This window comes from Tumebacillus flagellatus (genome assembly GCF_000714935.1).
Classification (GTDB): Bacteria; Bacillota; Bacilli; order Tumebacillales; family Tumebacillaceae; genus Tumebacillus; species Tumebacillus flagellatus.
Genome location: NZ_JMIR01000004.1, coordinates 20,893 through 44,238, shown reverse-complemented (window position 1 = coordinate 44,238; position 23,346 = coordinate 20,893). Strand labels below are relative to the sequence as shown.

29 protein-coding genes are annotated in these 23,346 nt (G+C 57.9%); 1 reads left to right on the top strand and 28 read right to left on the bottom strand.

Going from position 1 to position 23,346, the window contains the following annotated elements; all coding sequences use genetic code 11:
* Positions 1–54: 54 nt before the first annotated feature.
* From ccsB to EL26_RS04195, 14 genes are all read right to left on the bottom strand, one after another.
* Positions 55–1,254, bottom strand: coding sequence for a c-type cytochrome biogenesis protein CcsB (gene ccsB, locus EL26_RS04260; protein ID WP_038084928.1), 1,200 nt, complete (start codon positions 1,252–1,254; stop codon positions 55–57).
* Positions 1,251–2,678 (bottom strand): cytochrome c biogenesis protein ResB, encoded by a 1,428-nt coding sequence (resB, locus tag EL26_RS04255; protein WP_038084926.1) that lies wholly within the window; start codon positions 2,676–2,678, stop codon positions 1,251–1,253. Before resB ends, ccsB begins: the two co-directional genes overlap by 4 nt.
* A gap of 4 nt (positions 2,679–2,682) precedes the next feature.
* Positions 2,683–3,228 (bottom strand): redoxin domain-containing protein, encoded by a 546-nt coding sequence (locus EL26_RS04250; RefSeq protein ID WP_038084924.1) that lies wholly within the window; start codon positions 3,226–3,228, stop codon positions 2,683–2,685.
* A 168-nt stretch (positions 3,229–3,396) separates the two neighbouring features.
* A complete protein-coding gene (locus EL26_RS04245; protein WP_038084922.1) occupies positions 3,397–3,927 on the bottom strand; it encodes a YhcN/YlaJ family sporulation lipoprotein in 531 nt (176 codons plus the stop codon).
* A gap of 68 nt (positions 3,928–3,995) precedes the next feature.
* Positions 3,996–4,718 carry a pseudouridine synthase gene (locus EL26_RS04240; protein WP_038084920.1) on the bottom strand — a complete coding sequence of 241 codons (723 nt, stop codon included), beginning with the start codon at positions 4,716–4,718 and terminating at the stop codon, positions 3,996–3,998.
* 77 nt (positions 4,719–4,795) lie between these two features.
* A complete protein-coding gene (locus EL26_RS04235; RefSeq protein ID WP_038084919.1) occupies positions 4,796–5,140 on the bottom strand; it encodes a peptidoglycan recognition protein family protein in 345 nt (114 codons plus the stop codon).
* A gap of 84 nt (positions 5,141–5,224) precedes the next feature.
* Positions 5,225–5,752 (bottom strand): spore maturation protein, encoded by a 528-nt coding sequence (locus EL26_RS04230; RefSeq protein ID WP_420802052.1) that lies wholly within the window; start codon positions 5,750–5,752, stop codon positions 5,225–5,227.
* Between the two features lie 2 nt (positions 5,753–5,754).
* Positions 5,755–6,354: a nucleoside recognition domain-containing protein gene (locus tag EL26_RS04225; protein WP_038084913.1), complete on the bottom strand. Its 600-nt coding sequence runs from the start codon at positions 6,352–6,354 to the stop codon at positions 5,755–5,757.
* An 18-nt stretch (positions 6,355–6,372) separates the two neighbouring features.
* Positions 6,373–7,578 (bottom strand): D-alanyl-D-alanine carboxypeptidase family protein, encoded by a 1,206-nt coding sequence (locus EL26_RS04220; protein WP_052035979.1) that lies wholly within the window; start codon positions 7,576–7,578, stop codon positions 6,373–6,375.
* 115 nt (positions 7,579–7,693) lie between these two features.
* Entirely contained in the window at positions 7,694–8,173 is a 480-nt protein-coding gene (gene ytfJ, locus EL26_RS04215; RefSeq protein ID WP_038084910.1) for a GerW family sporulation protein, read from the bottom strand.
* A complete protein-coding gene (locus EL26_RS04210; protein WP_038084908.1) occupies positions 8,146–8,808 on the bottom strand; it encodes a DUF2953 domain-containing protein in 663 nt (220 codons plus the stop codon). Before EL26_RS04210 ends, ytfJ begins: the two co-directional genes overlap by 28 nt.
* Positions 8,809–8,943: 135 nt before the next feature.
* Positions 8,944–9,528, bottom strand: a complete 585-nt coding sequence (scpB, locus tag EL26_RS04205; RefSeq protein ID WP_038084905.1) for an SMC-Scp complex subunit ScpB — start codon at positions 9,526–9,528, stop codon at positions 8,944–8,946.
* Between the two features lie 36 nt (positions 9,529–9,564).
* Positions 9,565–10,329: a segregation and condensation protein A gene (locus EL26_RS04200; RefSeq protein ID WP_038084903.1), complete on the bottom strand. Its 765-nt coding sequence runs from the start codon at positions 10,327–10,329 to the stop codon at positions 9,565–9,567.
* Positions 10,330–10,333: 4 nt separating this feature from the next.
* The gene (locus EL26_RS04195) at positions 10,334–10,978 is read right to left on the bottom strand and encodes a site-2 protease family protein (protein WP_052035978.1); all 645 of its coding nucleotides are present in this window, start codon (positions 10,976–10,978) and stop codon (positions 10,334–10,336) included.
* Between the two features lie 473 nt (positions 10,979–11,451).
* Between EL26_RS04195 and EL26_RS04190 the strand changes: the two genes are divergently transcribed.
* Complete coding sequence (locus EL26_RS04190; RefSeq protein WP_038084899.1) at positions 11,452–12,345, top strand: helix-turn-helix domain-containing protein; 894 nt, start codon at positions 11,452–11,454, stop codon at positions 12,343–12,345.
* Between the two features lie 74 nt (positions 12,346–12,419).
* Here the strand turns inward: EL26_RS04190 and EL26_RS04185 are convergent, their stop codons facing one another.
* The 14 genes from EL26_RS04185 to ribH form a co-directional block, all read right to left on the bottom strand.
* Positions 12,420–13,406 carry an aldo/keto reductase gene (locus tag EL26_RS04185; protein WP_038084896.1) on the bottom strand — a complete coding sequence of 329 codons (987 nt, stop codon included), beginning with the start codon at positions 13,404–13,406 and terminating at the stop codon, positions 12,420–12,422.
* Between the two features lie 28 nt (positions 13,407–13,434).
* Positions 13,435–13,731, bottom strand: coding sequence for a DUF1330 domain-containing protein (locus EL26_RS04180; RefSeq protein WP_038084894.1), 297 nt, complete (start codon positions 13,729–13,731; stop codon positions 13,435–13,437).
* A gap of 15 nt (positions 13,732–13,746) precedes the next feature.
* Positions 13,747–14,679, bottom strand: a complete 933-nt coding sequence (locus tag EL26_RS04175) for a DMT family transporter (protein WP_038084889.1) — start codon at positions 14,677–14,679, stop codon at positions 13,747–13,749.
* A gap of 66 nt (positions 14,680–14,745) precedes the next feature.
* Complete coding sequence (locus tag EL26_RS04170; RefSeq protein ID WP_038084886.1) at positions 14,746–15,477, bottom strand: SDR family NAD(P)-dependent oxidoreductase; 732 nt, start codon at positions 15,475–15,477, stop codon at positions 14,746–14,748.
* 28 nt (positions 15,478–15,505) lie between these two features.
* Entirely contained in the window at positions 15,506–16,159 is a 654-nt protein-coding gene (locus EL26_RS23425) for a hypothetical protein (RefSeq protein WP_052035977.1), read from the bottom strand.
* A gap of 26 nt (positions 16,160–16,185) precedes the next feature.
* Positions 16,186–16,677, bottom strand: a complete 492-nt coding sequence (locus EL26_RS04160) for a tautomerase family protein (RefSeq protein WP_038084882.1) — start codon at positions 16,675–16,677, stop codon at positions 16,186–16,188.
* Positions 16,658–17,647, bottom strand: a complete 990-nt coding sequence (gene fabD, locus EL26_RS04155; protein WP_052035976.1) for an ACP S-malonyltransferase — start codon at positions 17,645–17,647, stop codon at positions 16,658–16,660. Before fabD ends, EL26_RS04160 begins: the two co-directional genes overlap by 20 nt.
* On the bottom strand, positions 17,644–18,525 hold the full coding sequence (locus EL26_RS04150) for a Cof-type HAD-IIB family hydrolase (protein ID WP_038084879.1): 882 nt from the start codon (positions 18,523–18,525) through the stop codon (positions 17,644–17,646). The genes fabD and EL26_RS04150 overlap by 4 nt, the downstream gene beginning before the upstream one ends.
* A complete protein-coding gene (locus EL26_RS04145; RefSeq protein ID WP_038084876.1) occupies positions 18,522–18,776 on the bottom strand; it encodes an acyl carrier protein in 255 nt (84 codons plus the stop codon). Before EL26_RS04145 ends, EL26_RS04150 begins: the two co-directional genes overlap by 4 nt.
* 3 nt (positions 18,777–18,779) lie before the next feature.
* On the bottom strand, positions 18,780–19,583 hold the full coding sequence (locus EL26_RS23420) for an alpha/beta hydrolase (RefSeq protein ID WP_052035975.1): 804 nt from the start codon (positions 19,581–19,583) through the stop codon (positions 18,780–18,782).
* An 18-nt stretch (positions 19,584–19,601) separates the two neighbouring features.
* Complete coding sequence (locus tag EL26_RS04135) at positions 19,602–19,958, bottom strand: holo-ACP synthase (RefSeq protein ID WP_052035974.1); 357 nt, start codon at positions 19,956–19,958, stop codon at positions 19,602–19,604.
* Positions 19,955–20,947, bottom strand: a complete 993-nt coding sequence (locus EL26_RS04130) for a beta-ketoacyl-ACP synthase III (protein ID WP_038084874.1) — start codon at positions 20,945–20,947, stop codon at positions 19,955–19,957. Before EL26_RS04130 ends, EL26_RS04135 begins: the two co-directional genes overlap by 4 nt.
* Positions 20,948–21,199: 252 nt before the next feature.
* Positions 21,200–22,681, bottom strand: coding sequence for an MDR family MFS transporter (locus EL26_RS04125; protein ID WP_038084871.1), 1,482 nt, complete (start codon positions 22,679–22,681; stop codon positions 21,200–21,202).
* A gap of 179 nt (positions 22,682–22,860) precedes the next feature.
* Positions 22,861–23,328: a 6,7-dimethyl-8-ribityllumazine synthase gene (gene ribH, locus EL26_RS04120; protein WP_038084868.1), complete on the bottom strand. Its 468-nt coding sequence runs from the start codon at positions 23,326–23,328 to the stop codon at positions 22,861–22,863.
* Positions 23,329–23,346 lie beyond the last annotated feature (18 nt).

The following is a 23,346-nucleotide window of genomic DNA, read 5'->3' as shown; positions in this document are numbered from 1 at the left end:
CTCCTCATATACAACACAAGCCACCGCGTGCGGTGACTTGTGTTTGGATTAGGTTTACGCTTTTGCGTAGGAATGCAAGCCGGAGATGACCAAGTTGACACCGACCAGCAAGAACAGGATGACAACGAACCCGAGGACAGCCATCCATGCGGTCTTCTTGCCTTCCCAACCGCGTTGCAGACGGAAGTGCAGGTACGCGGTGTAGTATAACCACGTGATCAGCGCCCAAGTTTCCTTGGGGTCCCAAGACCAGTAGGAACCCCATGCTTCTTGCGCCCAGATCATCGCGAACACGAGAGCTCCCAGCGTGAACACCGGATAACCGATGGCGATGGCGCGGTAAGACAATTCGTCCAGCATGTCCGAATCCAAGCCGCTGACCCACTTCTGGATAACCATCGAAAGCGGTTTGCGCGCGATCAAGCGGAGAATCGCGTACAGAACCAGCGAAGCGATGATCGTGATCAAGATCGTGTTGAACTGCATGCCCGCGTCGGCCGCGTGCATCCAGCCCGGTGCGTCAAACAGCGGCAGCGGCACGCCGAGGAAGTGAGCGGCGGTGCCCAGTTCCGCCCCCGTCGGGCCGATGAACGGCGGCAGGTGGTACAGTTGATCGCCCATCGTGCCGGAGACGATTTGAGCGTAGCCCGCAGCGCGGAAGCCAAGCGACGTCAGCACGAACGAGAGCAACGCGAAGAACAGATACACCGTGAACTCCAAGAATTTTGCGGTGCGCGAGTTCTTGGTGAGATCGGTGGTCACCAGCAGGTACATAAGACCCGCGGCAAACGAGATGGTCAGAATCCCCTCCCCCAGCGCGGCGGTGGTGACGTGAATGTTCAACCAGTACGATTGCAAAGCCGGAATCAGCGGTTTGGAGTCGCGCGGGAAGACCGACGCATACGCGAGGATGACCAACCCGATCGGAGCGACGAACGCGCCGAGTACCGGCACTTTGTAAAATGCGTTGATGATGACGAAGGCGAGCATGATCGTGAACGCCCAGAAACTCATGTACTCAAACATGTTCGAGACCGGCGTGTACCCGCCGTAGATGCCTCGGGTGGCGATCGCCAGCGCTTGCGTAATGACGCCGATGATGACGACGATATACCCCCACTTGGTCCAGAACGTAGCCAAAGCGGCCGACTGGGCTTTCATCTTGCGTCCGGTCAAGCCGACAACGTATAGGATGGTCGCAGCCAAGTAAGAGAAAAAGGCCGTTCCGAAAAAGACACTCGATAATTGCATCATGACTGTTGAGGCTCCTCCTTTCTCTTCTGAGACACCGGTTCGATGCCGAGCGGCACCAGAACTTTGTTCAGTTCTCCGGTGATGCCGATCCAATGCTTGTTGGTGTTTGCTCCAATGTGCAAAACACCCTCTTCCAGTCTAGCCCAAACTCGGCGATGTTGGAAGTAGAAAGCGAGGACAAGTCCGCACAGCGCAATGACCAGACCTGGGAACACGATCGGCCACCAGCCGAGGTCGCGCTCGATTTTCAGCCCCGTCATGTGGAACAGGTCGACGTCTTTGAATTGCAAATCGAAACGGTAGTCCTTGCCGAGCATTTGCTTCACGAAGGGACCTGCCAACGGAATCATCCATTGGCGGGCGGGCTCCATTTGATCGGGGCCGGTGATGTCAAACTGGATGCCGGGGTTGTACGGGTCGCGCGAATTGGTGAACACGCCCTTGTCCGGGTCGACTTTGACATCCGGGAAGTAGTTCGCCATCGTGACCGTGTAGTCGCCGACTTTGTACTCACGCTGCGGGTTGTTGAAGTCGATGACGAACGTGCCGAGCGATTTGTTGTTGTTCCGGGTGTCGAGCAGTTCAATCGTCCCGGTTTTAAACATCGGTTGCGGATCGTACGAGTTCTGATAAATGTTCGTATGTTTGTACGTCAGATAATCGTTGACGGCGAGGTGTTTCTTCGCGGTCGCTTGCCCGTTCTCGTAGATGACGGCGTCCGTTTCGAATTTCTTGGCGCGCGTCTGTGCCTGGTCGTAAAACTCCAAGGTGAAGCCGTTGTTTTGAACGGAGAAGCCGAGGTTGCCGACCGGTTTGGTCTCGCCTTCCTTGAGCCAGATCATGTCGGTGTAATACCAACCGGGAATCAGGCGGGAGAAGACGCCGAGAATCGTGATGATCAGTCCCAAGTGGATCACATAGGCGCCAAAGCGTGCGAGGCGGCCTTTTTCCGCCAAGAGCGCGCCGTCTTCGCGGCGGACTTTGTAGCGGCGTTTCTTCAGTTGTTGAGCAAGCGCTTCCAGTTTCGCCTCGGCGTCTCCCCCTTCCGCCTTGGTGTAGAGGCGGTCGGCTTGGATTGCGATCAGTTTGCGGGCGACCGGTTGGCGCTTGAGCGATTTGTACAGCGGCACGCCGCGGTCGATCGAGACGATGATCAGCGAGATGAAGAGCATCAAGACGAGAGTTAAGTACCACCACGAGTTGAACGTATCGGCAAGACCCATTCGGTAATACAGGTCGCCGAGCTTGCCGTATGTGTCATTGTAGTAAAAGTCCGGGTTGGGGCTTGGGATCGCGTTGGTCTGCGGGTAGATCGTGCCCAGAATCGAGCCGATCGCCAGCAGGACGATGATCGTAATCCCCACTTTGACGGAAGCAAAAAACTCCCAGATCGCGTCAAAGAAAGTCTTCTTCCTGTTGTTCACCGCGTTATCTCTCCGTTCCCGCAAGGAGCGGTTTGACGTTGTCCTCAATGAAGGAAAGCGTCATCGGCTGCTCGGCTTTCACACGCAGAATGCCGTCCTTGTCAATGTAGAACGAGGTCGGGATCGGCTTGACTTTGTAGGTTTGAACGGCGAGTTTCCCATCCTTGTCCATGAGGATCGGGAAGGTCAGTCCCATCGTGTCCGTAAAGCCTTGGATCGAGACGTTGTTCTCTTGCAGGTTGGCGCCCAGCACCACCAGTCCTTGATCTTTGTAAGTTTCGTACGCTTTCTCAATGTCCGGCATCTCTTGGCGGCACGGCTCGCACCAAGAAGCCCAGAAATTGAGAAGAACCACTTTGCCGCGGTAATCGGAAAGTTTGACGGTTTTTCCGTCCAACGTTTCCAATTGGAAATCGGGGGCGGCTTGTCCGACTTCAAGCACGGTGGGGTCCTTTTTGGTGAACGTAAACACCGAGTACATGATCCCGATGGCCGCAAGCAACAACACGAGGATCGTGATGTTTCGCGAGAGATTGCTTCGTGTGGACATGTTTGGTTGACACCTCTTACTTCTCTATATATACCCGATCTTATTATACAGGATGGGTTGCAGTCCTTGAGCGACAGGAAGTGACAATTTCATGAATTGCGAATCGAAATCCGTGCATGAAAGAAGCCTCTCCCTGTCACGGGATCGGCTTCGAAAGTTCTTCCTGAATTATCGCGGGTTGTTCGGGAACGTTTGGGCGACAAACGCAGAGAATTGATCTTGGAAAGCGTCAAGCGGACGGGCTTTTTCCAGGGCGTCTGTATAGCTGCTCAGGTATTGCACCGCGCGCGGCTCTGCCGTCAGACGGCAGCTTTTGATCGTCGGGTCGAGCGTGAACACTTTGCGGCGCACCAATTGCTCGTCGAACGCCGTCAAAGCTTGGCCCTGCGCGGGCGTGATTCCGACATACGCATCGGGACCGACGACGAGCACTGCCGCGCCCTTCACCGCCGGAATCGACTCCAATTCATACGCCAACCCGTGCGCCGAACGGGTCGTGGTGCCCGATTGCGACAGACGGGTGTCGGTGACGACTTGGCGATGAGCGGCGGGCGCTTGGTAGGCACCGTAGGCGTTCATGCCTTTGTCCGAACGGGTTTCGTTGGTTTCGCGCGGTCCGGCACTCGGGCTCGGAGCGCAGCCGGCCGCAAGCGTCGCCGTTATGCCGAGGCAGAGCACCGCATTCAGAAATGGTTTCATCGGGTGAGCCCTCCTGCTGGGTACTGTGATTGTCCCATAGGATGCCCGCTTCGTTATTTTTGAATCGGTTACTTTTGAATCCCGGCGACAGCGTAGAGGCGCTCCACTTCCGGCGGCGTCAGTTCCCGGTATTCACCGTATCGCATGCGGCCCAGTTTCAAAAACGCCAACTGCGTGCGCATCAGCGATTTCACCGGATGCCCGACCGCCTCACACATGCGGCGCACTTGGCGGTTGCGGCCTTCGTGGATGATGATCTCCAGCAGCGACTCGTCTTCGCCCTTCTCCAAGAGGCGGACTTTTGCCGGAGCGGTCAAGCCGTCTTCGAGTTCCACGCCGTTGGTCAGCGCTTTCAGAGAGTCCGATTTGACGTTGCCGCGCACCCAGGCGCGGTAGGTTTTGTCGATCTCGCGGCTCGGGTGCATCAGACCGTTCGCCAACGTTCCGTCGTTGGTCAAAATCAACAACCCCGCCGTGTCGAGGTCGAGACGGCCGACCGGATAGATGCGCTCTTGCACATCGATCAAGTCGATGACCGTCTTGCGGCCTTGCGGGTCGAACGCGGTGGTGACGACGCCCTTCGGTTTGTTGAGCAGGATGTAGACTTTGTTTTCAAACGAGATCGGCTGCCCGTCGACTTCGATGCGGTCGCGCTCCGGGTCCACTTTGGTGCCGAGCTCGGTGATGACTGTTCCGTTGACTTTCACCTGACCCGCCGTGATGATCTCTTCGCACTTGCGGCGCGACGCGACACCGGCTTGGGCCAATACTTTCTGCAAACGTTCTTCCATCGGGACACCCCCATGCTGAATCTTCGAAAGTTCATTATGAAGGAATTGGCATGGAAAAGCAAATAACCCCTCACCAACTAGTGAGGGGGACGCCCGACGCGAACTTTAAGGTCAATCCAAGGAAACTCTTCACCCGGACACGTGTCGCCGTGGGCGATCATCGCTTGCGGATCAAACTCGAACAGCGAGGCGAGACGCAAGGCGAGCTTCACCAAGGAAAACATCTGCTCCCGCACTTGGGGATATTCCCAAGACGGGATCGGATGGGAGAAATCCCCCTCCACGCAGACGTGCAGGTGATCGTCGTCGGTGAAGTCGTTTGACGGCGTCACGAGTCCGTCGCGACCTACGAAGAAGTCATAGCCGGACTTTCTGACAGTCGGACAATTGGAATCATGCAACACGATGCCCGAGAACTTCATTCTGCTCCCGCCCCCTTGCGTATCCCCATCCTATTCAGGCGGGCGGGTTTTTGTGACCGCAACGAGCAGAGGACGCACAGCGAATCAGCCGAATATCCAATGCGTCACGAGCAGCGCCGCAATCACGGACGCGAGGTCGGCAAGCAGACCGACTTTGACGGCGTAGCGGGCTTTCTTGATGCCGACCGAGCCGAAGTAGACGGTCAACACGTACAAGGTGGTGTCGGACGCGCCCTGCATCGTGGACGCGAGGCGGCCGAGGAACGAATCCGGGCCGTGCGCTTGGAAGATGTCGGTCATCACCGCCATGCTGCCGGAGCCGGAAATCGAGCGCAACAGCGCCATCGGCAAAAACTCCGGCGGCACGCCGAGCGGTTGCAGCAACGGGTTCAGCGCTTTGATCAACAACTCCATCGCCCCCGACTCGCGAAACACCGTGACGGCGACCAGCATCCCGACGAGATGCGGCAACAGTTTTAACACCGTGCCGAACCCGCCCTTTGCGCCGTCGATGAACGTATCGTAGACAGGGACTTTTTTGATGAGAAACGCGTAGGTCGGGATGAACGCGATGATCAGCGGCAGCGACCAAGACGCAAACCATTGCACGATGCTCATTCCTGCCACCCGCCCTTGCGCCGCTCACGGGCCCGGAAGTAGCGGTCGAGTATCACGGCGGTCGTCGTCGCGAGGAACGTCGCCAAAAGCGTCGTGATCACGATCTCCGTCGGACGTGCCGACCCGTACTGCAAACGCAAGCCGATAACGGTCGCCGGAATGATCGTCAGCCCCGACGTGTTGATCGCAAGCAGCGTGCACATCGCGTCGGAGGCGCGGTCTTTGTGCGGGTTGAGCTCTTGCAACTGTTGCATCGCTTTCAGCCCCAGCGGTGTCGCCGCCGACCCGAGGCCGAGCATGTTCGCGCTCATGTTGGCGACGATCGAGCCCATCGCCGGGTGGTTTTTCGGCACGGACGGGTACAAAAAGCGGGCCAGCGGGTAGATCAGTTTGGCGAGCGATTGCACGAGGCCCGCTTCTTCGGCGACTTTCATCAGCCCCATCCAAAACACCACGATGCTGAGCAGCCCGGCGCAGACGATCACGCCCTGTTTCGCCCCGTTCAGCACCGCTTCCGTTACGACATCAATCCTGCCGTTGATCGCGGCGACGACGATGCCCGTCACCAGCAAGATCAGCCAGATCACATTGATCATGCAACACGTCCTCCTCCCTCATCGCCCGGAGGTGATCAACCCGCTGAAGAACGACTTGAAGCGTTCCCAGAAGGATTTCTCGCGCACGTCTTTGGCGACGACGAGCGGCACGGTGCCGAGCAATTTGTCTTCGTAGTAAACTTTCATCTCGCCGACTTTCTGCCCGGCCTTCACCGGCGCTTCCAAGTGATCGTCCAGTTTCGTCTCGGTGCGGAGTTTGTCTTGTTCGTTTTTGCGCACGGGGTAGTTGAACTCATCGCCTGCCTGCACGTCCACTTGCGATTCCACCCCGTCTTCGATCGGCAAGGTTTTCACCACTTGATTTTCTTTGGCGACGGGGAAATTTTGGTACGTTTCAAAGCCGTAGTCCAGCAGATGTTCATGGTCGACCCAATCGCTTGGCGCATCGAGCGTGACGACCGCCACTTGGCGTCCGTCGACGGTGGCGCTGGAGACGAGGCAGCGTCCGGCCGCTTTGGTGTAGCCGGTCTTCACGCCGTCCGCCCCTTGGTAGCGGGTGAGCATCTTGTTTTTGTTGTACAGTTTGCGGTTGTAGTTCTCGCCGGGATAGGGGATCGTCTTGACTTGCGTGGAGACGATCTGGGCAAACGTCGGGTTGCGCAGGGCATACGCAGTGAGCACCGCCATGTCGTGCGCCGTGGAGAAATGGTCTTTGGCGTCGAGGCCGTGCGGGTTGGCAAAGTGCGTGCCGGTCAACCCCAAGTCTTGGACTTTGGCGTTCATCATCTCCACGAATTTCGCTTCCGATCCGCCGCCGCACGCTTCCGCCACGGCGGTCGCCGCGTCGTTGCCGGAGCGCAGCATCACGGCGTAGAGCAGGTCGCGAATCGTCTGTTTCTCGCCCACTTTCAAATAGATGGACGAGCCCTCTTTGCCGGCGGCGCGGTTGGAGACGGTGGTCTGTGAATCGAGGTCGACGCCCGATTCGATGGCGACGATGCAGGTGATAATCTTGGTGAGCGACGCGATCAGCATCTTGTCATCGCCGTTTTTTTCATACAAGAGCCGTCCGGTCTGCACGTCGATCACCGCAGCGGAACGAGCGCTGACAGAGACGTCCTCGGCATAGACGTTGTTGGTGGCGGGCGCGACATCCTGCAGGGTCATGACGGCCGGATTTTGGGAGGCCGCTGTGGCGGGCAACGGCGTCAGCGTCACCCCGATTGCGACTGTGAGCGTGGCCGCGAGCAAGTTTGGTTTCATCTGGTCCTCCTACTCTCTCCTCAGATTTGTCCTTGTCCTATCTCTATGTACAGGCATCCAAAAAAAGACGCCCCGTCGGGACGCCTTCTTGGTTTGCTTGCCGTATGGACTTGGCTTACATTTCGTATTGCTGGCTTTCCGACTTGCGCATGCCGTTCGAGCCGCCTGAGCCGTTGGAACCCTGCTGTTGCTTGTCGTTTTGCTTGTTGTTTTTCTTCACCATCTGCGCGATCTTGTCGACCATTTGCGGGGCGAGTTCGATCAGTTTTTCGTACATTTGGTTCGGGCCTTCGGTGGACAGCATCTTCACCTGTCCGTTGCCCACGACGAGGAAGCCGATCGGGGTGATCGAGACGCCGCCGCCGGCACCGCCGCCAAACGGCAGCTCCACGTCGGCTTTGTCTTTCTTGCCTTCCGCTTCCGGGTCAAATTCCGAGCCGCCCGCCGCGAAACCAAAGCCGACTTTCGAAACGGGGAGAATCACACTGCCATCCGGGGTTTCCACCGGATCGCCGACGATGGTGTTAACATCGACCATTTCCTTCAAATTCTCCATGGCCGTGGACATCAGTCCTTGAATCGGATGCTCCGACATTTGATCCCCTCCATCCACCATAAAATCACCAATGTAAGTCCTGCCATCATAGTTTTACCGAGTGAAAAACGGATTATGCAAGTCAGCTCCGTGCGAAAGCCCTTGGCTTGAAAGTGCGGTTGCACCTGATAGACCGGGCGACTTTCCACGCGAAAATACCGATAGAGCTGACCGTTGACGATGCCCTTAAACGCCCAGCCAAGCCCGGTGATCCACCCGGTTTGCGCCGCGTCGCCCGTGCCGAACTTCGTGCGCCAATCGAGTTGTTCCAAGTGAAACGTCTTGGTCAGGCGGCGAATCGCTTTTTCATATTTGCCGATCTTTTTACGGATGTCGTTGAGCTTGCGGATTCCCTTCTCGATTTGTTCGATGGTGAGGGTCACCCAGCCTTTTTGACTTTTCGGCATCTGCTTGGCCGGGTCTTTTTTGACGGCGATCTTGCCCTTGCGCGCCATGAGGGAGAGGATCGGGATGTCTAAACCAAGCCGCACGATCCCGAACATTGCGCGCACGCCCAGGTGCAGCCGGTCATCCACGCCTTCGCGCTTGTAATGCAATTCCACACGCACCGGCACCACCAACAGGAGCACGAGCACCGCCAAGAGTCCCAGCAGGAGTCCCCAACCCCAGGTCATGGCCGCACTCCTCCAGACATTCAGATTCCGTCTTAGTCTGAACCAAGAACTTCCACTATATACAAATTCCGCCGGACACAAAAAAGCCCGAGGCCGGCGGCGGCTTCGGGCTTTCTCAAGCTTGCGGGGTGGAGGTTACTCGTCTCGAAACAAATCGGGCGTCTGAAACAGCATGTGCTCTTCCTCTTCCAGATCTTCCGCGGGCACAAACGCGGGCGGCGGCGGCAATTCGCTCAAATCGCCCAGCCCGAAGTATTCGAGAAACTCCTTGGTCGTGCCAAACAAAATCGGACGCCCCGGACCTTCCGCCCGGCCGACGCCCTTGATCAGTTGCTTGGAGATCAGCGTGTTGATCGCGCGCTCCGATTTCACACCGCGCACTTCCTCGATCCCGGCGCGGGTGATCGGCTGCTTGTACGCCACGATCGCCAGCGTCTCCAGAGCGGCTTGCGAGAGCGTGGAGTTCTGCGGCTCGTACGCGTACCGCTCGTAGAACGGAACATGCTCCGGACGCGTCGTCAGCTGAAACGCGCCCGCCACTTCGACGATCTGCAGCCCGCGCTGCTCGCGGTTGAAATCGGTCTGAAGGTCGTACAGCAAGTCGATCGCGTCCTCGACCGGAATGTCGAGGATGGCGGCGATAAGCTTTGCTTCCAGACCTTCACTGCCGCTGACGAACAGCAACCCCTCGATCACGGCTTTGCTCTCTCTGGCATCCATGTTTCTTCCACCTTACCTATCTTACCTATTCAAAACTTACGGCTCAAACAGACTGCTTTCCACAGCTTCAATCATGATGTCGTCAAACAGGCGATCTTGAAGACAGACGATCTTCTTGCCCTTCATCAACTCCAGCAACGCAAGGAACGTCACGACGATGTCCGAACGGCGGTAGTAGCTGCCGAGCAAGTCGGAAAACCGCACGCGTCCGCCGGAGAACGCCATGATGTCCAGCACTTCCCGCATCCGGTTCTCCACGGAGATTTCATCGCGCGCAATTCCGGCGACGTACTCATCCGGCTGCGCTTTGGCGAGCGCTTTGCGAAACGCGTCGAGCAAGTCAAACAGCGTGACGCCCTCCACCGGGTTTGGTTCCACTTCCGGAATCAAGTGCGTCAAGTTCTCCGGCGGGCGCGTCAGCACGCGGCTGCGCTTCTCTTCGCGGTCGCGCAAATCTTCGGCGAGCTGCTTGAATTTCTTATACTCGATCAAGCGCTCCATCAAGGCTTGGCGCGGGTCGTAGTCGCTGTCTTCCTCATAATCGATCAACGGAATGTCCATTTCGATGGGGCGCGGCAAGAGCAACCCTGACTTCATCGCCAACAACTGCGACGCCATGACGAGAAATTCAGAGGCGATCTCCAAGTTCAGCTCCTGCATCGTGCGCAGATACGACATATACTGGTCGGTGATCTGCGAGATCGGAATGTCGGTGATCTCGATCTCCGACTTGTCGATCAGATGCAAGAGCAAATCCAGCGGCCCCTCGAAGGAATCCAATCGCAGGCTCAGTGCGTCCATGAAATCAGATCCAGTACAGCAGGCTCCCGATCCCGTTGGCGATAGCGCCGACGATCGGAGACACCACGTAGCCGAAGAACGGGGTCAAGATGAGCAGCAAGAGGATGAACGAACCGTACTTCTCAAACGGCGTCAGATCATACGCCACTTTGCGCGGCAGCAGGTCTCGCAAAATCCAATAGCCGTCCAGCGGCGGAATCGGGATCAAGTTGAACACGAACAAGTACAGGTTCAACGAGAACGTCGTCAAGAAGAAATTGTGGAAGAAGCTCAGCCACGCATCATCGGTCACCCAGTTGTGTCTGAACATCCCGAGATACAGCGCCAAAAACACAATCGACACGATCAAGTTCGCCACCGGTCCGGCAAGCGTCGTCAGAATCGTGCCGACCCGCTTGTTGCCCCTGAAGTTATACGGGTTAAACTGCACCGGGCGCGCCCAGCCGATCGGCGCGAACAACAGCATCAACGTCCCGATCAATTCAAAGTGTGCGATCGGGTTGAGCGTGAGACGGCCTTGCGCCTTGGGCGTCGGGTCTCCGAGCTTATACGCGACAATCGCATGCGCATATTCGTGCAGCGTGATCGCAATCAAAAACGCCAATGCACGAAACAGAAATTCATTGACATCAAATCCACCAAAAAACATACATGCCCTCCTTTGGCAATTCCAGCAACTCTACTCCACTTGGGCAGATAAGTTCTAGGCTATCATACCATAGGGAGGAATTGTCCGACAATCGACTCCGTGCGCCGCTTGTGAAAAAACGCCCCATTCCAGAGCGGAATCGGGCGTTTGGGTGTGCTTTTAATGGCACGGCGGAAGATCGACATCTGTGGCCACGTGAACCGTCGTGTGGGTGATCAACGAGTAGCTGGTCCCTCCTGCAACCGTCAGGACTAAAGCCAAGGCAAGTTTCCATTTCGTGTGTTTGTTCATGTGGTTTTCTCTCCCCTGTCGCTTTCGTTAACTTTTTATCTCTCTGTCTCTATCTTATAGAATTCCCAGATTCTATGCGTTCGGCGTCTGGGAGGACCTGACAGAATCACTTATCTCTTTATAATTTTTTTATGGTATACTATGAACGGATATTCATTTCCGAATATATCAGTGAGGTGTGCATGGAGCAATTTGTTATCGGAAAGATCATCAAGGATTTGCGCGTGAATCTACAGATGACGCAAAAAGAACTGGCCGCTTCGATCTGCACGCAAGGGCAGCTCAGCAAGATCGAAAAAGGCGAAGTGATCCCCAACGCCAACACGTTGTACGAACTGGCGAGACGTCTGGACGTGACGATTGACTACTTGTACAGCATGGCGGCAAACCCTCGCTATGATTATGTGAAACAGACGTTTGAACTGATGAGGGAAGCGGTGCGGGAGCGGAACTACCGACTTCTCGCCGATCTCTTGGAGAACGAGCGTGACAATCTGCCGTTTCAAGAGCCGTTGGCGCGCCAGTTCATCCTCTGGCATCGCGGTATCGCGGCGTACTACATCGACCGCGACTTACCGACGGCCGTGGAATTCCTGACGGAAGCCGCTGAGATCGGCAAAGGCACGAAGTTCGTAACCAAACGGACGGTGGAAATTTTAAACTCGCTCGCCATCCTCTATATGGAGGAAGACTCCTACCCGAAAGCGTGCGAAGTGTTCCGCGAATGCATATCCGCGATCCAAAACATGCCGATTCTCGAAGACCAGAAAATCAAAATCCGCGTGTTGTACAACTATGCCAAAGCGCTGTACAACCGGGGTAAATACGCTGAGTCCATGAAGCTCACGCAGCAGGGCATCTTGATTTGTTTGCGGCATGACACGATGTACCTGCTGGGCGAGTTGTATTTCCAACGCGGCATCGCCCTCGAACAGCTCGGCCGGGACCGCAACCGCATCATGGCGATGTTTGAGAAGTCGCAGTCGGTATTTGCTTTGCAAGAGAACTCCGCGTTCTCAAAGATCGTGGAAGAGAAACTGAAAGCGTACTCCGACGATCCCGCCCCCCATTCCTAAAAAAATCCCCTTGGCGCGTGCAGGGTTGCGCCTCAGGGGATTTTTTGCATCCAAATAAGGTTTGCTTGCAGGGTTTACTTGTCGAGCAGCGCCAGTGCGCCTGCCGGATAGCGCACGCCGGAAGCCGCGCCCTGCGGGGCGACGTCGTTGATGCGCGCATCGTCGGACTCGGTCAGCAACACAGACAGAGCGCCGACATTTTCTTCGAGGTAGGAGCGCCGCTTGGTGCCGGGGATCGGGATCATCCCTTGGTCTTGGCCGAGCAGCCACGCCAGCGCGAGTTGCGACGGCGTGCAGTTTTTCTCGGCTGCCATACTGCGAATGCGCGCGACGAGTTCGAGGTTTTTGTCGAAGTTGTCGCCTTGAAAACGCGGCGACGTCCGGCGGTAATCGTCCGGCGCGAGGTCTTCAAACCGCTGGATCGCACCGGTCAAAAACCCGCGGCCCAGCGGCGAGTACGGAATGAACGCGATGCCCAGTTCACGGACGGTCGGCAACACTTCGTCTTCCACATCGCGGCTCCACAGTGAATACTCCGACTGCAACGCCGCAATCGGATGCACGGCGTGCGCCCGGCGAATCGTCGACGGCGACGCTTCCGAGAGCCCGATGGCGCGGACTTTGCCCTCTTGCACCAGTTGAGACATCGCTCCGATCGTCTCTTCAATCGGAGTTTTCGGGTCGACGCGGTGCAGGTAGTACAAGTCGATCACATCGGTGCCCAGCCGGCGCAGCGAGTTTTCGCAGGCTTGCTTCACATACTCCGGTCGTCCGTTGATTTCGATCAAGTTGCCCTGCGCGTCGCGCACGAACCCGAACTTGGTCGCGAGGACGACGTCGCGGCGGTGCGGGCGCAACGCTTTGCCGACCAGTTCTTCGTTGTGGCCCAAGCCGTATTGGTCGGCGGTGTCAAAAAACGTGATGCCAAGCTCCAGCGCCCGGTCGATCGTCAGCCGCGATTCGGATTCGTCACGGCCGCTGTAGTATTCGGACATGCCCATACAGCCCAGACCCATCGCGCTGACTTGCAGGCCGGATGCTCCGAGGGTGCGTTTTTGCATGAGGGCCAGCTCCTTTCAGGATATGTTTTTAGGAAATGTCTTCGAGGATCGTGACGGTGACGCGCTCATACCCTTTTTCCCGAAGCGGAATGATCTCCAGATAGCGCGGGTCGTTCAGCCAGCCGCGCACATGGTCTGCAGACGGGAAGCGCAAGAGGCGGATCGACTCTTCCGCAAGAGCGCCTACGAGGCGTTCGCCGACGTTCATGCGCAAGACGAGTTCAGCCCCGTATCCGTCGCGAATGGCGGTGGCGCGGCGTTTGTATTCCGCCAGCGCCTCCGGTTCGTTCGGGTTGTCTTTCATCGTGACGAGAACATGCACCACTGATGTTCCTCCTCTCTATTTGCCTTTGGCCGCGACGCCTGCTTCCGCAACCTGCGCTTTGGGCTTGAATTTGATCAGACCGGACGAGAACACCACGCCGGAGATGACAAGCAGACCGCCGACGATTTGCGCCAACGTGACGGAAGAACCCGAGATGACGGTAATCACCATCGTGAAGACCGGCACGAGGTTGAAGAAGATCGACGTGTTGCCCGCGCCGATTTTCGCGATGCCTTGGTTCCACCAGAGATACGCGAGGACAGAGCCGAGCAGCGCCATAAACAGGATCGCGCCCCAGACGGAGCCTGATTGGTCAAGCAGCGGCATCTTTTGCGTTTCCGCCAGCGCAAACGGAATCATGACGATCGCGCCGATCACCATCGTGACCGTGGTGGTCAACAGCGGCGTGCTGTTTTTGACGATCTTGCGGCCGAGCACGCCGTAGAGCGCCCAGCAGATGTTGCCCCCGAGAATAATCAAGTCGCCGACGGAGAAGTTCAGCGAGGTCAGGACGGTCAGCGAGCCTTTGCAGATGACGGCCACGACGCCGATCAGGGAGAGCGCGAAACCGACGGCGCGTTGCGCGGTGAATTTGTCCTTGAGAATCAAGATCGCAAACAAAACCGTGACGAGCGGGTTGGTCGCCATGATCAGCGAGCCGTTGACCGCCGACGTGTATTTGAGGCCGACGAAGAACAGAACGTTGAAGCCGAACACGCCGATCAAGCCGAGCAGCACGAACGACCGGAAGTTTTGCTTCAGGGCTTCTCTGTTGACTTTCTCCTTGGCAAACAAGATCAAGAGCATGACGATGGACGCCAAGCCGAAGCGCAGAGCGGCGGCGGTGAACGGCGGCAAGTTCTCGACGGCGAGCTTCCCGGCGTTAAAATTGCCGCCCCAGAAGACCGTGGAGAACACCAACAACACGTAAATCAGCCAATTGTTCATTTCTTTATCACTCCCGAGAATAGGCAGAGAGGCTTTGAAGTTCAAAGCCTCGTCCGGCTGACTATTTTACTTCCAGAGATACGCATCCAAGTGAATGGACGCCGGCAGACTGCGCGGCGAGGACGAAAGAGCATACAAGACGCTGTCCGCCACATCCTCGGCGGTGATCATGCGGGCTTTTTGTTCCTCTGAGAAGTTGACGAACGCCGTCATGTTGTCGCGGAACTGGGTGTCCACTTTGTCGAGCACGATGGACGTCACTTTGATGCCGTGCGGCTTGACTTCTTCGATCAAGCTTTGGGTGAAGCCTTCGATGGCGAATTTCGAAGTGGAGTACGCCACCATCGTCGCGGAGCCTTTTTTGCCCCAAATCGAAGACATGTTGATGATGTGTCCGCCCTGTTTCTCGATCAAGGTCGGGAGGACGGCTTTGGTCAGCAGGAAATAGCCTTTGACGTTGATGTTCAGCGTGTCGTCCCATTCGGTTTCCGTGCACTGTTGCACGCCGCCGAAGTAGGTGACGCCGGCGTTGTTGATCACGAAGTCGATCGTGCCGAACGCTTCCAACGTTTGTTTCACGAGGTCTTCCACTTGAACCGGATTGCGAACGTCGAGGGGGACGTCCACGACGTTTGCGCCTGCCGCGCGGAGTTCGTCTGCCGCCGCGCGAAGTTCGTCCGCTTTGTTCGAGCCAAGGCCGAGCGAGACGCCTTCTGCTGCGAGCGATTTCGCGACGGCGAGGCCGATGCCTTGGTTTGCGCCGGTGATGATCGCGACTTTGCCTTTCAATGCTTCCATGTCTCTCCGATCTCCTTTGTCTGTCGAATTAGTGCGAGCTTTGCAGCGCGAGCGGTGCCACGGCGAGTTGGTATTCCACGGTGTTCAGGCCGCCCTTGATGTGGTCGTGACCCGCTTCTTTGATGATCACTTGGTATTCCGGGGTCAAGAACGAGTTGCGGTACTCGACCGGATCATGGGAGAACTCGACGACGAACAGGACGCCCGGCGTGGTGGAGACGACGCTGTGGAACGCGAGGAAAGAGCCGACGAGGTCGTTTTTCTTGACGTATTCAAAGATGCGGCGGCGGCGCCAGTCGAGGTACGGCTCGATGCCGGAGAGCGGAACTTCGATGTGGCGCAGTTGCATAAACGGCGTGGTCGGAGCCAGCGTCTCGCGGTCGCGTACCGCTTCGACGAGACCTGCGATCTCTTGGTGGAAGTCGGACGCGAGGTACGGGGTCAACTCTTGCACGAACTCGCGGTACGCCGCCGATTCCAGCTTCGCTTGCCATTCGGCAAAGTCGGCCACTTCGTAGAGCAGCACGTATCGGTTGTCGGAGAGACCCTTGTAGAGCACGGCGTGTTTCAGGGATTTGCGCGCTTCGCTTGCGGTGAACAGCGCCTCGACGGATGCCTGCGAGTTCTCGGTGATTTCAAAATGATTGACGACGAGCAGTTGTTTGGTGTCGATGTTCAACATGGATTTCTTCCCCTTTTCTAAGTAAGTTACATTTTTACAGAAAAATCAACATGCAAACGGCGGGAATCTGCCAAAAACTTTGCCGAGGCGCCTGTGACGCCGGTTTGGCCCCAGTTGCCGGGCGCCATGTCGCGAACCAAGATCAGCGTGCTGTCGGCCGGCGTCCCGAACGTTTCGCCGCACAGCAGGGTCAACTCGCGCACCCATGCGTCTTTTTGCTCTTGGGTGTAGACGTTCCAGACGTCGATGGTGATGATCGTCATGTTCTCGATCGGCGACGATCCGTCGTCGTACGAGGTGTTCCAATCGGTCAGGCGGGTTTTGGCGGCGAAGTCGGCGTCGGTGACGTGCGCCCCCGCTTTCGACCAGTTCTCCGGAGCGGACTCGCGGATGAGCACTTGGATTTTATCCGGCGGGATGTTCAGCAGCTCAGACGTGCGGCGGGTGGCTGCGTAGAGAAATTGTTTTTTGACTTCGACGGAAGGCACGCTCCAGGTGTCAACGGAAAGAAACGGCATCGGAATTCTCCTCTCGGGTTGGGGTGCCGTCCGCCAGTTCCTGCAGGCGGGACACGGCAGCTTGGAGGCTCGCGTCGTCTTCGACGTGCAGAGTTTCGGCGTCCGGCAAGATGCGGCGAATCAGGCGGGACAGCACTTGTTTCGGGCCGACTTCCAGAAACAGGGTCACTCCCTGTTCGGCGAGCGCGCGAATCGACGGTTCAAACAGCACCGGGGAGACCATCTGCTTGGCGAGCAGTTCCGGCCAGAGGCGTTTGTCCACCGTCGGCTCTGCCGTGACGTTGGAGACCACCGGAATCTGGGCGTGCTCGAACGTCGCGCGGGACAGGGTTTTGGCGAACTCGTCGGCGGCGGGCTGCATCAGCGGCGAGTGGAACGCGCCGGAGACGGAGAGCGGCACGACTTCGATGTCGCGCTCCAAGCAGTGCATCACCGCTTCTTCAATCGAATCGCTGTCGCCGGAGATGACGATTTGATTCGGTGAATTCACGTTGGCGGTGACGAGCGCTCCGCCCGGCACCACCGCTTGTTCGCAGATTTCGCTGGCAGTTTGAAGCGAGACGTTTTTGAGCGCCGCCATCCCGCCGTCCTCCATGTTCCCCATCAGTTCGCCGCGCTTTTGGATCAAACGCACGGCGTCCGGGAACGAGAGCGCGCCGGCTGCGACCAGCGCGGCAAATTCGCCGGCGCTGTGGCCGAGGGCGAACGCGGGGCGCACGGGCGCTTTTTCCAGCAACGCTTCATAACAGGCAAGCGACGAAACCAGCAGGCAGGGCTGCGTGTTGGCGGTCTCTTGCAAGAGGGCTTCCGGACCTTCGGCGCAGAGCGTTCGAATCGGCAGGCCGCTGATCATCTCGGCGGCTTCAAACATACGGTGGGCTTTGGGGGATCGGGCCGCGATCTCTTGGCCCATGCCGACGTATTGGGAACCTTGGCCGGGAAACAGGACGGCATAGCGGATCGTCGTCATGCCCGCCCCCGCTTCATCAACGCTTCCAACGCGACCGCGACGCCGTCTTGGTCATGAGCAAGCGTGATCAGGCGCGCCGCTTGTTTAAGTTCAGGCACTGCGTTGCCCATCGCGATGCCAAGCCCGGTCTCGGAGATCAACTCCATGTCGTTGTAGGAGTCGCCAAACGAGATGATCTCTTGCGGGGCGATTCCGAGTTTCTCCGCGACGCGCAGGACGCCGTGTCCCTTGGAGGTGTGCGGCGGCAAGAGCTGGAACTGCCAGCGCTCTTCGTTCCACGGGATCAACACGTAGTCGAACGCTTCGCCGCACGCCACGTGCAGATCGGCGAGCAGGTCTTCGCAGACCTCCTTTTTGTCCATGAAGAGGATCGACGTCGGAAGGTCCTCCCGATGGCGCAAGGACGGGACATAGGTTAACGCCACTCCGAGGTCGCGGGCGAAATCGTCGCTGTGTCGGTTCTTGTGCACGAGCAGGATATCTTCGTCGTAGTTGAAGTGCAGCGCTTGCACCTCCACTTTTTCCACCAGTTCGAGGACGCGGTTGACCACCGACGGTGCGATCGTCTGGTTGTGCCAGATCTCGCCCGTGTGCAAATCCTTGACGACCGCCCCGTTGTGCGAGACGACGAGACCCGGCGTTTGCAAGCGGTCCAAGTGGGTGCGAACGGCGCTCGCCATGCGTCCTGTCGCCAGCAAGACGTGCAGGCCGTGTTCCGCCGCTGCCTGCACAGCGGCGACGGTGCGCGGCGAAAGCGCGTGCTCGGCGTTCAGCAGCGTGCCGTCCATGTCGAACGCGACCAGCTTGTAAGCTTGCTCCGGCAAAGCGCGAATCGCGTCCAGGACGAGGGACTCATCGGCTGTGAGCGTCCGGCTCATGCAAAAGCTCCCTCCAGCAGTTGGAATGCGTCTTGCACGGTTTTGATTTTGCCGGCGGCGGTGGTCGGAACTTTGACGCCGAATTTTTGACGGATCAGCATGACGACTTTGACGATGTCGACAGAAGAGACGCCGACGTCGCGCACCCAGAATGCGTCCGGTTGGATTTTTTCCGCGTCGAGGTTCAAGCGCTCGGCGACTGCCGATGCAAACGATTCAAAGTTCGGGGTCAAAACGTGGGTTTGCGTCATGAGTTATCGCTCCATTCCTGCGGGGATTTTTTCCTGAACGAAGTCCAGAGTGAGTTGGAACAGCTCTTGCTGGTGGTACGGGAAGGAATGATGGCCGCCCTCGATCACTTCCAAGCGCTTCAGTCCGGGTTTGCGGCCGACTTGCTCCAAGAGGTCCACCACTTGCGAAAGCGGCACGGTGGCATCTTCAGTACCGTGGATGAGCAGCAGCGGATGGCTGATCTTCGAAACTTCCTGCACCATGTCGAGGTCGAGCGCGTAGTCCAAAATCTTGGGGCCTGCGGTGAACAGCTGTTCTTGGTAGAGGAAATCCGCTTCGTCTCCGTCTTCCAACACGCTCATCGCATCTTCGCCGATCAAGCGGCGCATCGTGTCGGACAAATCGGTGAACGGCGCCCACGCGATCGTGCGCCAGATCGACGGGTTGCGGGAGGCGGCGCGCAGGGCGGTGACCGCTCCCATGCAGTGCCCGACAACTCCGATGCGCTCCGGGTCGACGCCGGGGACAGCGGCAACGGCGCGAATCGCCGCTTGCAGATCGTCAAGCTCGTTGTCGAGCGTCAAGTCGACCAGTTCGCCCTCGCTGTCACCCGAACCGGCAAAGTCAAACCGGAAGATCGAGACGTTGCGCGCGGCGGCATAGCGGCCGAACTCGACGAACCGGCGGCTGCCTCCGATCTTGGTTCCGGCAAAGCCGTGGCAGACGATCAAGCACGGGTGCGGGCCTTCGCCCTGCCCGTGGTGCATGACGCCGACGAGCTCTTGGCCGCGGCTGTTTTCAAAGACGATCCCTTGTAATCTCGGCATGTCCAGACTCCTCTCTCGTTACGGGGCGGCGACGGCAACAGCCACCGCGTAGTCCCGGTGATGCGATATCGACAGTTCCAATTGGTTCAGAGCGTGTCGGTGAAAACTTTCCAGCGCCCGCCCGCTGAGGGTGACGCAAGGTTTGCCGCTCGGAGCTTTCAAGATCTCGATTTCCACCAACTCGATTTCACCCAACCCGCATTCGAGGACTTTCAACACCGCTTCTTTGGCGGCGAACCGTCCCGCTTTGCAGGCCAAATGGTTCGGATGCTCGTCGACTTCAGTCCATTCACGCGGGGAAAACACGACGCCGACCGCCGATTCGTCAAAGTGGGTGAAGTCTTCGAGGTGGGTGATGTCGATGCCGATCTTCACGCGACAAACGCAGGCGACCAGCGAATCAGCGAAGCCGCGCAGGTCAACCCGGCTCCAAACCCGACCATCAAGACCAGATCGCCCGGCTGCAAGCGGTTTTGCTCATGGGCGTCGATCAGCGCCAGCGGCACGGAAGCGGCGGACGTGTTGCCGTACTTCTCGATGTTGATCATGAACTTCTCCATCGGAATGCCGAGGGCATCGGAGACCGCTTCGATGATGTGGACGTTCGCTTGATGCGGCACGATCAGCGCGACTTCGCTCAAGTCGACGCCCGCTTTGTCCGCGGTGTCAAGCAGAGCGTCACAGACCATCGGCACGACTTGTTGGAACAGCTCCAGACCTTTCATTTTCAAAAAGTGCTGGCGGTTTTCGACCGTTTCAGCCGTTGCCGGAACGGCGGTGCCGCCCGCCGGCATGTGGAGCAGCGACTCGCCCGAACCGTCGGAGCGGAGCACGCAGCCGAGGAAGTGGTCGACGTTGTCCGCTTCGAGGAACGCGGCAGCCGCTCCGTCACCGAACAGCACGCAGGTAGCGCGGTCTTCCCAATCGAGAAAGCGCGAGTACACTTCCGAGCCGATGACGAGTGCGTTTTTCATCGTGCCGGCTTTGATGTACTGCGCGGCGGTTTCCAAGGTGTAGACGAAGCCGGAGCACGCGGCGGCGACATCAAACGCGGCGGCGTTTACAGCGCCGACGGCGTGCTGGACTTTGCAAGCGGTCGACGGAAACGGGCTGTCGGCCATCATCGTGGCGACCACGATCAAGTCGATCTCCGCCGGATCGATGCCCCGCTTGCGGATCGTTTCTTGAGCGGCTTTGATCGCCAACACCGAGGTGCTTTCTTCCGGCGCGGCGATGCGGCGCTCGTGAATGCCGGTGCGGGTGCGAATCCATTCATCGGACGTGTCGACGATCGTTTCGAGCTCTTTGTTGGTCATGATTTTTTCGGGAAGGTAGCGGCCAAGGGCGGTTAGAATGACTCCCATGTTGATTCACCTCTTTTGTTGTCATGTTTTTGTGTTGAGTTCAATATAACACCGTTTAAAAGAAGGCGATTTTTGAATGAGCGAGCATCTTGTCAAAGGAAGGCGGAAAACGTTGGGCATCTGTAGGGGGATGTCGGGAGATGTATTCATTTCGGAATATGGGCATGTTTTTGGCGGCAATGAAAAAAAGGACCCTGCCCGGAGGCAAAGTCCCTTCTGTTCCTTCTATTAACTACGCAAATGATACCGCTTTCAGCTTCCTTCCCCCGCCACAACTTGTTTCCGTGGGAAGGCGAGCGTCACCGCAAAACCGAGGATGCCGAACGCGGCGATCAGCAAGAACGTGTCGTGCAAGCCGGCGCCAAACGCATTGGAGAGCGTCGCAAGCAAATCGGCGGGCAGATGCGGACGGCGCGTTTCGTCAAGCAGCGCGTTCGTCGCATCCAGCGGGTTGGCGATGCCCTTTTGCGTGAGGTCGCTGAGAATTTTGGCGTTCATCAGCGCGCCCATGATCGCCACGCCGACCGCCGAGCCCAGCGAGCGCACAAATTGCAGCGAAGCGGTCGCGATCCCGCGCTGGTTCCACGTGACGGCCGTCTGCACCGCGACGGTGAACGAGAGCGTCGAGAGGCCCATGCCGAAGCCGATCACGAACAGCACGATCATCGGATACCAGAGGCCGATCGAGGTCGACGTGAACGTGATCAGCACCGTCCCGACGGCGATAAACGCAAGACCGGCAATCGAAGTGTTGCGGAAACTCCACTTGGTCAGTTGGCGTCCGCCGATAAACGACGCGAGCGGCCAGCCGATCGAGAGCGGCATCAGCACCATCCCCGCCATCGTGGGAGAATCGCCGACCACGCCCTGGATGTAGGACGGAATGTACGAGTTCAGGCCCATCAGCACCGCGCCGCTCAAGAAGTTCGCGGTGGAAGACACGGAAATCGTGGGGTTTTTGAACAATTCAAACGGAATCATCGGTTCCGCCGCTCGGCGTTCGTTGATGAAAAACCAAATGAACACCACCACCGCCAACACGAACAAGCCGATGATCTGGATCGACCCCCACGCGTACTGCGAACCGCCGGAAAGCAGCGCCAAAAGCAGCGACGTCATGGAGACGGCGAGCGTAAACGAGCCGATGTAGTCGATTTTGTGCTTTTTGCGCTCGATGTTTTCGTGCAGCGAGACAAACAGCACCAGCATCGCGATGATGCCGACCGGGACGTTGATGTAGAACACCCACTCCCAGGAGAGGAATTTGATCATCAAACCGCCGAGCAGCGGGCCGATGACAGCGGAGATGCCCCAGACGCTGGCGAGCAGTCCTTGAAACTTGCCCCGCTCTTCCACGGTGAAGATATCGCCGATGATCGTCGTCGCGACCGCCATGATCCCGCCGGCGCCGAGACCTTGGACCACGCGGAAGATGATCAACTGCTCCATCGAACCGGACATCGCGCAGAGAATCGAGCCGAGGATGATGAAGATCGCGCCGAGCATGAAGATGACTTTGCGCCCGAAGAGGTCGGACAGTTTGCCGTAGATCGGCACCGTGACGGTGGAGGCAAGCAAGAACGCCGAGAACACCCACGACATGATCGGCAAGCCCCCGAGCGTGCCGATAATCGTCGGCATCGCCGTGCCGACGATCGACACGTCGATGGCGGAGAGGAAGTTCGCAAGCATTACGGCGATCAACACCGCTTTGCGATTGGTTTCTTTTGACATGCCTGAGTGGTTCCCCTTTCTGTTCAATCAGCACCCACTAGAATGCCCTGTTGGGTGCTCTACCATTAGTATACAGATCAGTTACCCTATTTACCATACAAAATTGTTACAAAAGTACGCAAAAAAACGCGCCGCCCCTTTGGAGCCACGCGTTTTTTCGAAACTCGGTTCTGAAATTCTTAGGCGAACAGCTTGCCGAGATTTGCCATCTCGATGGCGGTTACAGCCGCTTCCCAGCCTTTGTTGCCCGCTTTGGTGCCGGCGCGCTCGATCGCTTGTTCGATCGTGTCGACCGTCAGCACGCCGAAGATCGTCGGGACGCCGGTGTCGAGACCGACTTTGGCAACGCCCTTTGCCGCTTCGTTGCACACGTAATCAAAGTGCGGAGTGGACCCGCGGATGACCGCGCCGAGGGTGATGACCGCGTCGTACTTGCCGGAAGCCGCCATTTTCTGCGCGATCAACGGGATTTCAAACGCGCCCGGAACCCAAGCGACGTCCACCGCGTCTTCTTCGAGCCCGTGACGTTTGAACGCATCGAGTGCGCCGCCGAGCAGTTTGGAACCGATGAATTCGTTAAAACGGCCGACGACGACGCCTACGCGCAGGCCGGTGCCAATCAGATTGCCTTCGAGGAAATTAGCCATGATCAGGATTCTCCCTTC